The 14,665-nt window shown below is 63.4% G+C and carries 12 protein-coding genes; 9 read left to right on the top strand and 3 right to left on the bottom strand.

Annotation, left to right across the window (positions count from 1 at the left end):
• Window positions 1-23: 23 nt before the first annotated feature.
• The 9 genes from G453_RS0109630 (at window position 24) to G453_RS0109590 (ending at window position 10,620) form a co-directional block, all read left to right on the top strand.
• Complete coding sequence (locus G453_RS0109630) at window positions 24-1,337, top strand: O-acetylhomoserine aminocarboxypropyltransferase/cysteine synthase family protein (RefSeq protein WP_027190902.1); 1,314 nt, start codon at window positions 24-26, stop codon at window positions 1,335-1,337.
• Entirely contained in the window at window positions 1,334-2,119 is a 786-nt protein-coding gene (gene rsmA / locus G453_RS0109625) for a 16S rRNA (adenine(1518)-N(6)/adenine(1519)-N(6))-dimethyltransferase RsmA (protein WP_027190901.1), read from the top strand. Before G453_RS0109630 ends, rsmA begins: the two co-directional genes overlap by 4 nt.
• Before the next feature lie 249 nt (window positions 2,120-2,368).
• Window positions 2,369-2,641 (top strand): HU family DNA-binding protein, encoded by a 273-nt coding sequence (locus G453_RS0109620; RefSeq protein ID WP_027190900.1) that lies wholly within the window; start codon window positions 2,369-2,371, stop codon window positions 2,639-2,641.
• Window positions 2,642-2,969: 328 nt separating this feature from the next.
• On the top strand, window positions 2,970-3,170 hold the full coding sequence (rpsU, locus tag G453_RS0109615; RefSeq protein WP_027190899.1) for a 30S ribosomal protein S21: 201 nt from the start codon (window positions 2,970-2,972) through the stop codon (window positions 3,168-3,170).
• Complete coding sequence (locus tag G453_RS0109610) at window positions 3,170-3,616, top strand: GatB/YqeY domain-containing protein (protein ID WP_027190898.1); 447 nt, start codon at window positions 3,170-3,172, stop codon at window positions 3,614-3,616. The genes rpsU and G453_RS0109610 overlap by 1 nt, the downstream gene beginning before the upstream one ends.
• A gap of 374 nt (window positions 3,617-3,990) precedes the next feature.
• Window positions 3,991-6,363 carry an endonuclease MutS2 gene (locus G453_RS0109605; RefSeq protein ID WP_027190897.1) on the top strand — a complete coding sequence of 791 codons (2,373 nt, stop codon included), beginning with the start codon at window positions 3,991-3,993 and terminating at the stop codon, window positions 6,361-6,363.
• A 67-nt stretch (window positions 6,364-6,430) separates the two neighbouring features.
• Window positions 6,431-8,170, top strand: coding sequence for a DNA primase (dnaG, locus tag G453_RS0109600; RefSeq protein WP_027190896.1), 1,740 nt, complete (start codon window positions 6,431-6,433; stop codon window positions 8,168-8,170).
• On the top strand, window positions 8,167-9,939 hold the full coding sequence (rpoD, locus tag G453_RS0109595) for an RNA polymerase sigma factor RpoD (protein WP_027190895.1): 1,773 nt from the start codon (window positions 8,167-8,169) through the stop codon (window positions 9,937-9,939). Before dnaG ends, rpoD begins: the two co-directional genes overlap by 4 nt.
• A gap of 207 nt (window positions 9,940-10,146) precedes the next feature.
• A complete protein-coding gene (locus tag G453_RS0109590; protein WP_027190894.1) occupies window positions 10,147-10,620 on the top strand; it encodes a VOC family protein in 474 nt (157 codons plus the stop codon).
• A 103-nt stretch (window positions 10,621-10,723) separates the two neighbouring features.
• Here G453_RS0109590 and G453_RS0109585 read toward each other — a convergent pair whose 3' ends face one another.
• From G453_RS0109585 to G453_RS0109575, 3 genes are all read right to left on the bottom strand, one after another.
• A complete protein-coding gene (locus G453_RS0109585) occupies window positions 10,724-10,906 on the bottom strand; it encodes a hypothetical protein (protein WP_027190893.1) in 183 nt (60 codons plus the stop codon).
• A gap of 193 nt (window positions 10,907-11,099) precedes the next feature.
• Window positions 11,100-12,557: a sigma-54-dependent transcriptional regulator gene (locus G453_RS0109580; protein ID WP_027190892.1), complete on the bottom strand. Its 1,458-nt coding sequence runs from the start codon at window positions 12,555-12,557 to the stop codon at window positions 11,100-11,102.
• 41 nt (window positions 12,558-12,598) lie between these two features.
• Window positions 12,599-14,506, bottom strand: coding sequence for a hybrid sensor histidine kinase/response regulator (locus tag G453_RS0109575; RefSeq protein ID WP_235731734.1), 1,908 nt, complete (start codon window positions 14,504-14,506; stop codon window positions 12,599-12,601).
• Window positions 14,507-14,665: the final 159 nt, after the last annotated feature.

The following is a 14,665-nucleotide window of genomic DNA, read 5'->3' as shown; positions in this document are numbered from 1 at the left end:
GACCATCAGCAAGGAGCAAATCCATGAGCGCCAAGCAACCCGGCATAGAGACCCTGGCACTGCACGCGGGGCAGACCCCGGACAGCCAGACCCGCTCCAGGGCCGTCCCCATCTACCAGACCACCTCGTTCACATTCCGCGACACCGAGCACGCAGCGAACCTCTTCGCGCTGAAGGAGTTCGGATTCATCTATTCGCGCATCATGAACCCCACCAACGACGTGCTGGAGAACCGTCTGGCCGCCATGCACGGAGCCGCCGCCGGGCTGGTGACTGCTTCGGGCATGTCAGCCATCTTCTACGCCGTGGCGGCCATCACCCAGGCCGGGCAGAACATCGTGTCAGGCTCGAACCTCTACGGCGGCACGGTGACGCTGTTCGCCCACACCCTCAAGCGCTTCGGCATCGAGGTGCGCTTCGTGGATTCGTCCGACCCGGCCAACTTCGCCAAGGCCATCGACGAGAATACGCGCCTCGTCTTCACCGAGTCCATCGGCAACCCGCGCTGCAACGTGGACGACCTGGAGGCCATCGCCCGCGTGGCCCACGAGCACGGCCTGCCGCTTATCGTGGACAACACCGTGTCCCCCCCGCCCATCCTGAATCCCTTCGATTTCGGGGCCGACATCTGCGTGTACTCGCTCACCAAGCTGATCGGCGGGCACGGCACCTCCATCGGCGGGGCCATCGTGGAGAAGGGCAGCTTCGACTGGTCCGCGAACGGGAAATATCCCGAGATCACCGAGCCCGATCCCACCTATAACGGCGTGAGCTTCTTCAAGAGCTTCTGCGGCCTGGACGAGAGCACGCTCAAGTGCATGGCCTACCTGCTCAAGGTGCGCTGCGGCCTGCTGCGCGACACCGGCGCGTGCCTGGCGCCCCAGAACGCCTTTCTGATCCTGCAAGGCGTCGAGACTCTGCCGCTTCGCGCCAGGGCGCACTGCGAAAACGCCATGGCCGTGGCCTCCTGGCTGGAAAAGCACCCGGCAGTGACGTTCGTGAACTACGCGGCCCTGCCCGGCCATCCGGACCACCAGCGGGCCATGAAATACTTCCCGAACGGCCCGGGCGCGGTGTTCGGCTTCGGCGTCAAGGGCGGCCTGGAGGCCGGGCGCAAGTTCATCGAGGCAGTGAAGCTGTGTTCGCATCTGGCCAACATCCTGGACGCCAAGACCCTGGTGATCCATCCTGCCTCCACCACCCACTCGCAGCTGACCCCCCAGGAGCAGCTGAACGCGGGCGTGCCACCGGATCTTGTACGCATCTCCGTGGGCCTGGAGACAGCCGAGGACATCATCGCCGATCTGGATCAGGCTCTGGCGGCGAGCCAGGCGTGAGTCAGCCCACTTTCAACAGGCCCAAACGCAGCCTCGGGCAGAACTTCCTGACCGACGCCAACGTGGCCCGGCGCATCGTGGATTCCCTGCGGATTCGTCCCGGCGACACGGTGCTGGAGATCGGTCCGGGCCGGGGCGCGCTCACGGGCTTTTTCATGGAGTCCGGGGCGGGGAGGGTGCTGGCGCTGGAGAAGGACTGCGACCTTGCTGCGGAGCTGGCGAAACGCTGGCCGGAGCTTGGCGTGGTGAACGCCGACGCCATGCAGTTCCCCTGGGAGCGCCTGGACAGGCTCCCCTCCGTGCGCATTGTGGGCAATCTTCCGTACAACGTGGCCTCGCCCATCATGTGGGACATCGCCCGGCGCGCCACGCGTTTTGAGCGCGCGGTGTTCATGGTGCAGCTTGAGGTGGCGGAGCGGATAGTGGCCAGGACGCGCACCGGGGATTACGGTGGTCTGAGCGTATGGCTGCAAAGTTTCGTGCGGGCCGAGAAGCTTTTCAAGGTGGGACCAGGTGTTTTCCACCCCAAACCCAAGGTGGACTCCGCCGTGGTCTCCTTTACGCCGAAGCCGCTATCTGAAAGGCCGGACGAACCGGAGCGTTTCGCAGGGTTCATCAAGCGGCTGTTCGGAATGCGAAGAAAACAGCTGGGACGAATTCTTGGTCCGGACTTATCGGTTTCTGGAAGAGAATATCTAGATTCAGAAGGTCTTGGAGCCACCAGCAGGCCTGAGGAGCTTTCGCCGGGAGTCATGTATAACCTCTGGAAAACCCTCGGATAACGGGAACTGGGGTGAAATTGGCCTTTCGGAAGGGCAAAATGGGGGGAAACCCGTAGATTAAGCAAAAACAGGGCTTTCCCGCTGGACATTGATCTTTGATTGCTTTAAGCCTGACCCGTCTTCCGCCGAGCGGTCGGACCCCGAAAAGGTCCGGCCTTACTGGCTTTCGAGGGCTTGAAGAACCAACCGAACACGCAAGCCTCGATACGCTTGAGACGTATCGCAACAGAACCGAGGAGGAGAGGACCGATGACGAAGGCTGATCTGGTAGTGAAAATCGCTGAGAAGGCCGGCATCACCAAGGCCAACGCCGAACGCGCCCTGAACGCCTTCCTGGAGGCTGTTGAGGCCACTCTGGTTTCCGACGGGAAACTGACCCTGACTGGCTTCGGCACCTTCATGGTGGAAGAGCGCCAGGCCCGCACTGGCCGCAACCCCCGCACTGGCGCGGAAATCAACATCCCCGCCTCCAAGGTGGTGAAGTTCCGCCCCGGCAAGCTGCTGAAAGACGCAGTAAAGTAGTTTTTTAGGGGTGGTTTCGTGCCGCGTCTGCGGCCGGTCCTCCTCTGCTGTTCCTGCATTGCGGGTGTTTCCTGTTGCCGTACGCTGTGTGTGTTCCACACGGTCGTAATCCGGTTGTACGGGAACTCCCCGATTGCCCGGGGTGGTTGCCTCGGTGGAGCAGATGGATTTGCGCCGCCCGGTCGAGAGGCCGGGCGGCATTATTTTGTGCTATTCGTGAAATAGTTCTTGATGCCGGCTCAAGTGCAGGCTAAAGAATCGGTCTTTACGCTTATGCCATTTTCGGGCGTCCAGCCTGATGGCTGGACCGAAAGAGGGGGTGATCTCTTTGCCCGGTGTTTACCTTGAAGAATCTGACAACTTCGACATCTCCCTGCGTCGTTTCAAGAAGCAGGTGGAAAAGGCCGGCGTTCTCTCCGAGCTGAAAAAACGTCAGCACTATGAAAAGCCGAGTGTCATGCGCAAGAAGAAGAAGGCTGCCGCCCGCAAGCGTCTGCTCAAGAAGATGCGCAAGATCAACCAAATGTAATGAATCTCCAAGAAAAAATCGAAAAAGACTTTCTGGCTGCCTATAAGGCCAAGGAAGAGGTTCGGGTGGCCGTCTTGAGGATGCTCAAGACGGCTGCCAAGAACCGCCAGGTGGAGCTGTTGCGTCCCCTCACCGACGAGGAGATGCTTGAAGTGATCGCCCGGCAGGTCAAGCAGCGCCAGGAGTCCATCGTCTCGTTCCGCCAGGCTGGCCGCAACGAGATGGCCGACCGTGAGGAGGCCGAAATGGCCGAACTCAAGGGCTATCTCCCCACCCAGCTCACTGCCGAGGAGACCGCCGCAGCCGTGGACGCAGCCATTGCCGAAACGGGCGCGACCTCCGTCAAGCAGATGGGCATGGTGATGCAGGCGGTCATGGGCAAGCACAAGGGGCGCATCGACGGCAAGGCTGTCGGCGAACTGGTCAAGGCCCGGCTGTCGGCCTGATTCGGCCTGGTCTGGTTTGTACCGGCCTCCCGGCCAGTTTTTCCCGGACGTTGCTTTCCGGTTTGCGCTGTTGGCCCAGACGACGTTGTGAGTGGGGTTTCGGACGCGTTCCGGCTCCACTTTCCCGTTTTACGATGAGTGTCCGGCAGCAGCCGACTGTGGCCGGAGCGTGTTTTCGGCGTGATGTGCGTGTTGATTCAATCCCTGGCTGGACGCGTCGCATGCCGCACGCACCGCCGGGGCCACGATCATTGCGGGGCCGTCACATGAGTATCGCTGTCACTGCCGGGCCGACAAGCCCTTTGCATTTTGTGTCGGTCCATTCCATCCCAGAGTCTGCATTTCCATCAGATTCTGTAGAGTAGGCGATTCCCATGCATTCCCGCGCCCTCGTTCAGCTCGAATTTCCCAAAGTCCTGGCCCACCTGTCCCGGCTCGCCGTGAGCGAACCCGGAGCCGAGGCCTGCCTTGCGCTGTCCCCCATGGAGAGCCCTGCCGCGCTGTCTGCCGCCCAGGAGCTGCTGCGCCAGGGCCTGGCCTGCGCAGTGGAAACCGGCCTTCGCGTCCAGGCCTTTCCCGCCCTGGACGGCGTCTTCCAGTATCTTTCCCAGGCGCACCGCACCCTGGACGCCGACGGCCTGTGGGCCGTGCGCGAGGTGCTGGACGCAGCCAGGATTCTTCGCGACCACTTCGAATCCTCCCGCGAGCCTTTGCGCTGGCCCACCCTGGCCGACACGGTGCTCTCCTGCGTCTGGCCCCAGCGCCTGCACCCCGCGCTGAAACGCTGCCTCTCCAAGGACGGCGGCCTGCGCGACGAATCGAGCCCCGAGCTCTTCTCCGTGCGCCAGGAGATCAGGCGCATCCATCAACGCTGCACCACCCAGGTCAAGGACTTCGTCTCCAAGGAGGGGCTCGCCCTGTTCCTGCAGGACGACTACATGACCATCTCCTCGGACCGCTACGTGCTGCCCGTGAAGACCAACTTCAAGGGGCGCATCCAGGGCATCCTGCACGACTACTCCCAGACCGGCGAGACCTGCTACGTGGAGCCGTTGTTCCTGGTGGAGGTCAACAACCGCCTCCAGGAGCTCAAGCGCGAGGAGCGCGAGGAGGAGCTGAAGGTCCTCCAGTTCCTCACGGGCCTGTGCCGCGCCGAGGAAGACGAGCTGCACGGAGTGTACACCCTGTCCGTGGACATCGACGTGCTGCTGGCCAAGGCCGCGCTATCCGGCCTGCTGGACGGGCAGGTGCCGTCCGTGGGCGGCGAGGGCTCCGTGGAACTTTTCGCGGCGCGCCATCCCCTGCTGGCCCTGTCCGAGCCGGGCAAGGCCCGCCCTGTGGATATTCTCCTGAAGCCCGACCAGCGCGCGCTCATCATCAGCGGAGCCAACGCCGCAGGCAAGACCGTGTGCCTGAAGACTCTGGGCCTGAACGCCGTCATGGCCCTTTCCGGCCTGCCGATCCCCGTGAAAGAGGGAAGCCGCCTGCCGTTCTGGACGGACGTCTCGGTGTTCATGGGCGACGAACAGAGCCTGGAAGACCATCTCTCCACCTTCACCGCGCAGATCAGCCACCTGAGCCGCTCCTGGCCGGACCTTGGCCCGGACTCGCTTGTGCTGCTGGACGAGTTCGGCGCGGGCACCGATCCCTCGCAGGGCGCGGCCCTGGCCCAGGCAGTGGTGGACAAGCTTTTGGAAAAGGGCGCTTTCGTGGCTGCGGCCACGCACTTTCCCGCGCTCAAGGCCTACGGGCTCACCAAGCCGGGCGTGCGCTCGGCGTCCATGCTCTTCGACCCGCGCAGCAAGAAGCCCCTGTACGTGCTGGCCTACGACCAGGTGGGCGCGTCCGTGGCCCTGGACGTGGCGCGCGACTGCGGCCTGGACGAGGGAGTGCTGGATCAGGCCCAGAAGTACCTGCTGCTTGGCGGCGAGGATTCGGCCAAGCTCTTCGAGCGGCTGAACGAGCTGGCCCTGGAGCGCGAGCTGGAGATTCAGGCTTTGGGCCGCGAGCGCCTCAAGCTGGAAGAGAAGCGCCGCAAGCTGGCGGAAAATTTTGAGAAGGAGCGCAAGGTCCTTCTGGACGAGTTGCGCGCCCAGGCCCGCACCCTGCTGCGCCAGGCCGAGACCGAGAAAATCGGGCGCAAGCAGGCCATGAAGGAACTGGCCGAAACCCGCAAGGCCGTGGAAAAGCTCGGCGCGGGTGAAACCCAGGGGGCTTCCGCCCCGTCCTGGTCATGGGAGGACTCCAAGCCCGGCGACCAGGTGCGCCTGAAGGGGTGGGACAAATCAGGGACCGTGCGCGAAAAGGACGACAAGCGCCGCGCCCTCAAGGTGGACATGGGGGGCGTCAGCCTCTGGGCCGCTTTCGAGGACGTGACCCCGGTCCATGGCTCCGGCCAGCAGGCTGCGTCTGCCCCGCCTCCCGTGTCCGGCAAGAAGGCCAAGGCCGCAGCGCAGCTGTCCGGCACGGCTCCGTCAGGCGAAGAGGGCAAGCCTTCCACTGGGCCGACGCTGGTGCTGGACATTCGCGGCATGCGCGCCGAGGAGGCCGTCGCGGACCTCTCCAGCTTTCTGGACAAGGCCATCCTGCGCGGCGTCAGCAGCCTGGAGATCGTCCACGGGCGCGGCACCGGTGCGCTTCGGCGCGAGGTGCACGCCTTCCTCAAGGACTTCCCCGCCGTGGCGTCGTTCGCCGTGGCCGCCGAGGATCGCGGCGGCGACGGAATGACCATGGTGGAACTGAAATAATGCTTCCGGGGGGTTGCCCCCGGCGAAAACGGACTTAGCTTGAGCGCAACCCCAACACTGGCGGATCATGAAGAGCGATCCCAGGGCCATTCAGGCCCTCAAGTCCCGGATGAATATTGCCGATGTGGTCAAGCGCTACCTCGCGCTTCGGCCCGCCGGGTCGCGTCTCGTGGGATTGTGTCCGTTTCACAACGAGAAAACCGCATCGTTTAGCGTCAACCCGGACAAGGGCGTCTTCTATTGCTTCGGCTGCCAGGCGTCCGGTGATGTGATAGACTTTTACTGCCGTATCAACGGCCTGGACTTCCGTGAGGGTTTGGAGCAATTGGCTCGTGAGGCGGGTATCGCCCTGGCCGAATTCAAACCGGATCCCCAGGAGGAAATGCGGCGAAAGCAGCGCCAGGCGGCCAGCGACATGCACGCCCACGCCAGGGACCACTACCGCGACAATCTTCGTGGCCCCCAAGGCGAGCTTGCGCGCGAATACCTGGAGCGTCGGGGCGTGTCCCAGGAGATGGCCGAGCGCTTCCAGCTGGGGTACTCACTGAACGATTTTCACGGGCTGGCGCAGCATCTGCAACGCAAGGGGTTCAAATCCCAGGACGCCGTGGCCGCCGGGCTCATGGTCAGGGGCGACAACGGCAACGTGTGGGACCGCTTCCGCGACAGGCTGATGTTCCCCATTCACGAGGTGTCCGGCAAGGTCGTGGCCTTTGGCGGGCGCGTGATGGGCGAGGGCGAGCCCAAGTATCTGAACAGCGCCGATTCGGTGGTCTACAAGAAGGGCGACCATCTTTTCGGCCTGCATCAGGCCAGGGCCAACCTGGCGCGGGCCGGGCGGGCGCTCATCACCGAGGGCTACCTGGACGTTATCGCCCTGCACCAGCACGGCTTCACCGAAGCCGTGGGTGTGCTGGGCACGGCGCTGACGCCGCATCAGGTCAAGCGCCTGACCGGCTTCACCCGTCAGATCACCCTGGTGTTCGACGGCGACCCGGCTGGCGAGAAGGCCGCGCTTCGAAGCGCCCAGATGCTGCTGTCGCAGGGCGCGGAGTGCCGGGTGGTGCTCCTGCCGCAAGGCGAGGACGCGGACAGCGTGCTCAAGTCCGGCGGCGCACCGGCGTTCCAGGCCTGCCTGGACGCGGCCCGCGAAGGGCTTGATTTCTGCCTGTCCACCATAAGGCGCACGCGCTCCCCCAAGGAGCTGGTGGAGTGGGCCTTTGAATTTCTGGACGGCCTGGACTCCGACGGGGTCAAGGCCGCCATGCTGACCCGGCTGGCCCACGGGCTCGGCCTTGGGGAGCATGAACTGCGCAACCTGAACGCCACGCGCGCCGCGTCCCGGACCGATGCCCGGTCCGGATCGCAGGCTGGGGGCAGGGCGTCCGGCAAGGCGCAGCCTCTGAGCGCCGAAGCCAAGAAGGACGCACAGGTGCTGGAATTTGCCATCCGCTGTCCGGGCTATATCCCGGAATTGGAGCGGATAGGGGTTTTTGAGACCCTGGCCACGGATCGGGCCAGGGCTTTTTGGCGTCTTCTCGCCCAGTTCGGCCAGTACGACGTGCTGCCCTACCTGGACGAGCGCCAGAAGAGCTTCTGGGGACAATGCGCCAGCAAGGAGCCTCTCTCCGAAGAGGAGGCAAAAGGCTGGTGGGAAGACATAACGGCCCATGCGAGCCGCGAGCGGGCCGATGGACGCAAGCGTGAACTCATAGAGGCCATGCGCGTGGCGCAGGACGCGGGCGACTCCGCCGAAGTCACCCGGCTATCCCAGGCGTTAAGCGAGCTTGTGGGGAGGAATCAGTGAGCAATATCAAAGACATTCAGCAGATCAAAACCCTCATCGCCAAGGGCAAGGAAAAGGGCTTTCTCACCTTCGAGGAAGTCAACAAGGCCTTGCCCACGGAGTTGTCCACCAATCCGGAGCAGATCGAGGAAGTAATCTCCATTTTCGATTCCATGGACATCGCCATCGTGGATTCCGAAAAGGAGATGCGCAAGATCGAGGTCATGCCCGCCGAGGGTGAGGAAGCCCCCGAAGAGGCTGGCCTTGAACTCACCGAGACCGAGGACGCGCTGGACTACTCCGCGCGCTCCACCGATCCGGTGCGCATGTATCTTCGCGAGATGGGCGCGGTGCCGCTCCTGGACCGCGACGGCGAAGTGACCATCGCCAAGAAGATCGAGAACGGCGAGCTGGACGTGCTCTTCGCCCTGGTGGAGGTTCCCGTCGCCCTGGAGGAGCTCATCCAGGTGGGCGAGGATCTGAAGCTTGGCCGCATCAAGCTGAAGGACGTGGTCAAGACCATCGAGGAGGACGACCCCTCCGAGGACGAGATGAACCAGCGCTCACGGGTCATCTACCTCCTGGACGAACTCAAGGGCATCTTCAAGAAGCGCCGCAAGGTCTACCACAAGCTCGACTCCTGCGCCTGCCTGGAACGCCGCGTGGCCGGCGTGCAGAAAGAGATCATGGCCTTCAAGGAAGAGGTGGTCAACCGCCTGCGCGACATCAAGCTGGAGAAGACCCTCATCGACCGCGTCATTGAGACCGTCGAGGACTACGTGCGCCAGATGCACAACTGCCAGCGCGACCTTTCCGCCTACATCCTCTCCACCGGCAAGACCCAGGTGGAGATCCAGGGGCTGTTCAAGCAGCTCGAAGCCCGCGAGATCAACCCCATGGTGGCCGCCGAGGGCCTGGGCATGACCGTGGAAGAGGTCTTCTCCTTCAAGGAGATGATCCTGGCCAAGATGGAAATCCTCCACCGCCTCCAGGACAAGTGCTGCCATCACGTGCACGACCTGGAAGAGGTGCTCTGGCGCATCAAGCGCGGCAACAACGCCGCCGCCCGCGCCAAGCAGGAGCTCATCCGCGCCAACCTGCGTCTGGTTGTGTCCATCGCCAAGAAGTACACCAACCGTGGCCTTCAGTTCCTGGACCTGATCCAGGAGGGCAACATCGGCCTGATGAAGGCCGTTGACAAGTTCGAGTACCAGCGCGGCTACAAGTTCTCCACCTACGCCACCTGGTGGATCAGGCAGGCCATCACCCGCGCCATCGCGGATCAGGCCCGCACCATCCGCATTCCCGTGCACATGATCGAGACCATCAACAAGCTGATCCGCACCTCGCGCTATCTGGTGCAGGAGCTGGGACGCGATCCCACGCCTGAAGAGATCGCCGAGCGCATGGATTATCCGCTGGAGAAGGTCAAGAAGGTCCTGAAGATCGCCAAGGAGCCCATTTCCCTTGAGACGCCCATCGGCGACGAAGAGGATTCGAGCCTGGGAGATTTCATCGAGGACAAGAAGGCCCTGGCCCCGGCTGAAGAGGTGGTGAACACCAAGCTCATGGAGCAGATCGCCCGGGTGTTGTCGGACCTGACCCCCAGGGAAGAACAGGTGCTCAGGAAGCGCTTCGGCATCGGCGAGAAGAGCGACCACACCCTGGAAGAAGTCGGCAAGCTGTTCAACGTGACGCGCGAACGCATCAGGCAGATCGAGGCCAAGGCCTTGCGGAAGCTCAGGCACCCGGTGCGGAGCCAGCATTTGCGGTCGTATTACGAAAGCTAAGTCGTAAAAAGACAAGCCGGACGGGGAGAAGCCTCCGGCGGCCAAATGGGCAAGCCCCTTTGGAATCCCATATTAAAAGCGCCGGGCGGTTATGCCGCCCGGCGCTTTTGTTTTGGGGCTGTCCCTTTTTCCCCCCATGGGCTAAGAGGGTAAGAATTTCCGAAGGAGCCGGGTTGCGGATGTCCCGGGCAACGCAAAGGAGGCACCATGCAAGCCATCACCCCGTGTCTGTGGTTCGACGGCAAGGCCGAGGAAGCGGCGAATTTCTATATTTCGGTTTTTAAGAACGCAAAACTCGGCGAGGTCATGCGTTACGGCGAGGCTGGTCCGGGCGAGAAAGGCAGCGTCCTGATGGTCACGTTCACACTGAACGGGCAGGAATTTTCGGCCTTGAACGGCGGCCCGGAGTTTCAGTTCACGCCGGCCATCTCGTTCGCCGTGCCCTGCGACACTCAGGAAGAGATCGATCATTACTGGACGCGCCTCCTCGAGGGCGGCGCGCCCATGGAATGCGGCTGGCTCTCGGACAAATTCGGTGTGTCGTGGCAGATCTTTCCCGCGATCCTGCCCGTCATGCTACGGGACAAAGATGCCAGGAAGGCCGACAACGTCATGCGGGCCATGCTGAAGATGGTAAAGCTGGATATCGCCCTGCTGAGGCAGGCCTACGAGGAGGCATGACCGGCGGAGGAAGGTGGCGGCCGAAGGGGCAAGCCCCTTTGGAATCCCATATAAAGCGCTGGGCGGTGTGGCCGCCCGGCGCTTTGTTGTTCAATGTGAAGGACTACCGCTCCCCCCGCCGGAACTGATCCTGCAAATCCCGAATCTCCTTGGGCAGCAGCATTCGCATCTTAAGCCCCTCAAAGAGCCACGCCGCCCGCCGTTCCATCGACCACGTCCCGTACTCGTTTATCATCTCCGGGGTCGGTTCGTGGTAAAAGTCCAGAAGAAGCTTTTTATCATCCAAGGGCCAGCCTTTTGATGTGTCATGGCTCCTGATATGTCATGTCCTGGAATACGTCACGCGCCATCCCGTGTACCCCTTCCTCCACCCGCCAACTCCAAACGCCGCACCGGCCAATCTAACAGCAAAACCAGCCTGCTACCCGGCGAGCCCCCAACCTGAAGGAAGTCTCAAGGCATCCGCCCGGACGGACACCTCACCGCTTGGCCTTGCTGCGCGTCGGTATCCCGGCCAGCCCGAGGTGTCGGTAGATGCTCGGCACGCTCAGGCCCGAGGTCTGGCTGGCCCTGGCGATGTCGTGGTCGCAGGCAGCCATGAGCTGCGTGAAATAGGCCGTGTCACGCAAGGATTTGTACTCTTCATAGGTCGGCACGGCGCGCACGCCAGCCGCCTCCGGAGAAGGGTCCCGCCCTGCGGGCGGTTGCCCCGGCGGCGCGTCGGGAGCCGTCCTTTCCCCCCTGTCTCCCGCAAGCCCTCTATCGGGAGTGTCCAGACAGGACATGCGCACGTTGCGGGGCAGGTGTTTGGGGTAGATCGCAGGGTCATCCCCGGCCTCGATCACAGCCGCCTCCATCACGTTGCCGAGCTCCCGGACGTTGCCCGGCCAGGTATAGCCCTCAAGCACCTTGCCGAGCTGCGGGGAGATGCGCTTGGGGGGCTGCCCGTAGCGTTCGCAGTATCTGGCCACGAAGTGGTCCGCCAGCAGCGTCACGTCGCTGTCGCGGTCGCGCAGGGGGGGCAGGGCGACCTCCACCGTGCGCAGCCGGAACAGCAGGTCGCTGCGGAAGTTGCCGCTGTGGGTCATGGATTCCAGGTCGCGGTTGGTGGCCGCCACCAGCCGGAAGTCGCTGGTTTGCTCCTGGGCCGCGCCCACCGCGCGGAAGCGGTGCTCCTGCAACACCCGCAGGAAGGACTTCTGGAGCGACGGCGGCAGCTCGCCGACCTCGTCCAGGAACAGCGTGCCGCCGTTGGCCCTGGCCACCAGCCCCTTGTGGTCGGTGTGCGCCCCGGTGAAGGCCCCTTTGGCGTGTCCGTACAGCAGGCTCTCCACCAGCGACTCGGAGAGGTTCGAGCAGTCCACCACCACGAACGGGCCTGCCCGGCGGCAGCTGTTGGCGTGGATGGCCTGGGCCACCAGTTCCTTGCCAACGCCGGTCTCGCCGAGGATCAGCACGCTGGCTTCGCTTTCCGCTGCGCGCGAGATAAGCCTCTTGGCGCGCTTCATGGAGGGCGAATCGCCGATGATACCGCACTCGTCGAACGCTGATTTGATCTTCAGGTTGGCGATGCGGTCCTTGCGGTAGTTCAGGGCGCTTTGCAGCGATGCCTTGACGATGTGGGGCGATGCCGGTTTGGTGATGTAGTCCCAGGCGCCGCTGGCCATGGTTTCCTGCGCGCCGTAGTTGTTGCCCATCCCCGTGATGACGATGATCTCCGGGAAGGGCGCGATGGCGGACAGGTCGTCGATGGCCTTCTTGCCGTCGCCGTCGGGGAGGCCAAGGTCCAGATAGATGATGTCCACGCCAGTCATGGCCAGCTCCATCCCGGCGCTCAGGCTGGCCGCCAGCAGTATCTCGTGTCCTCTGCCCGCAAAGCAGCGCGTCAGGCTGTTGCGGACGGATTCGTCGTCGTCGATGATCAGGATTCTGGCCATGGCAATCCCCTTTTGGGCCATTAAACGCTGAAGGCGCGCGTTTACCGGCAGTGCCTTCTGACGTTCTCCACCAGCGCGCGCGGGGTCATGGGCTTGAGCACGAATCCCGCGATGCCCGGCTTGTTTGCCAGCTTTTCCAGAGCGGGTTCGATGAACCCGGTGCAGATGAGGATCTTGGCTTTGTCGTCGCCGTCCAGGATGCGGTTGGCCATCTCGACGCCGTCCATGTCGGGCATGGACTGGTCCGCGAGGATCAGGTCGAAGTGTCCCTCGGCCTGTTGGTGGCACTCGAGCCCCTCCTGGCCGCTCCCGGCAGTGGTCACCCGGAATCCCGAGTGGCGCAGGACGCGGGCCATGGCGCGAAGCGCGCTCTTGTCGTCGTCCACCAGCAGGATGTGCCCGTCGTCGGTTCGCGTCTGGCGAGGCTGGGCCACGATCCTGGTCTCCACTGGTTCGGATGCGGGAAGGTAGGCCGTGAAGCTGGTCCCGGAGCCGGGCAGGCTTTCCACGTGCACGCTGCCGCCCATGCTGGTGACGATGGAGTGCACCACGGCGAGCCCCATGCCTGTGCCGCCGCTGCTCTTCTTGGTGGTGTAGAAGGGCTCGAAGATGCGCTCCAGCCTGTCCTGGGCGATGCCGAAGCCCGTGTCCGACACGCGCAGGATCACGTATTCGCCAAGGGTCAGGCCGGGGTAGGGCGCGCTTTTGAGCGACTCCACGAACACCGAGCCCACCTCGACGCTCAGGGTCCCACCGTCGGGCATGGCCTGCACGGCGTTGCGGCAGAGGTTCAGCAGCAGCTGCTGCATCTGGGCCGGATTGCCCATGATGCAGTACCGGAGTGCGCTGAAGTCTACCTCGATGGCCACGTTGGGGGGCAGGGAGACCTGGAGCAGCTCCAGGTTCTCCTTCACCAGGGGGACCAGTTGCAGCGGCGCGCGGCTGACGTTCTGCTGCCTGCTGTATTCCAGCACCTGCTCCACGAGGTCGGCGGCGCGGTAAGCCGCCCGCAGGGCTTCGTTCAGCGACTCGACGGTCTCCTGTTCCTCGGCCCTGCCCAGTGCGAAGTCGATGTTGAAGATGATCGGCAGCAGGTTGTTGTTCAGATCGTGGGCGATGCCTCCGGCCAGCACGCCGATGGCGCGCATTTTTTGCGCCTGGAACAGCTCCTTCTCCACCCGCTTGAGTTCCGTGACGTCTATGCCCAGCTCCACCACCAGCGGTTCGCCGAATTCGTCCTCGAAGGGATAGTCGTGCACGCGGAAGGTGCGGCCCTCGCAGTCTGTGAACTCCCAGTCTTCGGGGCTGCCGGTCTCGAACACGCGGAAGGTGGGGCAGAACGGACAGGGGGTGTCCCGGCCGCTGAACACTTCGTAGCAGAGCCGTCCCTGCGTCTCTCCGTAGAGGTTGCGGGTCTTTTTGTTGGAGTAGGCCACGGTGTAGTCGGGCCGCTGCATGTATACGTAGATGGGGATGTCCTCGATGATGCGGAAGAACAGCTCGCGCCCCCGCACCTTCATGAGCTCGGCCTGATGGCGGGCTGCACGCTCGGCGGCAAGGGCCTGTTGCAGGCCTTCCATGGCGGTCAGCTCCCGGACCTCGGCCATGACCTCGCCCTGGCATGCGCCGGAGGCGATGAACCTGCACGCGTACTGAATGGCGACTCCGCCCGTCTTGGCCTCCACGGTGATGTTCTGCTCCTGGCCGTCCTTCCGGACACGGTGAGCCCCCTCCGAGAGGGCGGCGCGCAACGAGGCGAGGGACTCCCCGGCATCTTTGGCTGAAAGGTCGCGCCCTGGGCCTGCGGGGGCAAGTTCGCGGAACGCCTTGTTGGCGTAGGACATCGTGCCGGACGCATCGAACACGGCCAGGGCGGTCGGGCAGTTCTCGGCATACCGGAGGAAGCCGCAGGAGGCGTTCAGGGGGGATTGAAGTTCTTTTTTTGACATTTTCGTCATCCTTGGTTTCTGCCTAGCCCGCCTGCTCCAGGAAATCAACTGCCAAATATTCTTAATAAAATGTTTTATCTTATATGTTTATGCTAGTAATCGGCGCTGTTGTATCATGTTTGAGAAAATTCTTCTCATTTCTTAGAAGTTGAGCTTGCC

Source organism: Fundidesulfovibrio putealis DSM 16056, assembly GCF_000429325.1.
Taxonomy (GTDB): Bacteria; Desulfobacterota; Desulfovibrionia; order Desulfovibrionales; family Desulfovibrionaceae; genus Fundidesulfovibrio; species Fundidesulfovibrio putealis.
The sequence above is the reverse complement of the archived record's forward strand: the minus strand, read 5'-3'. Positions and strand labels throughout refer to the sequence as shown.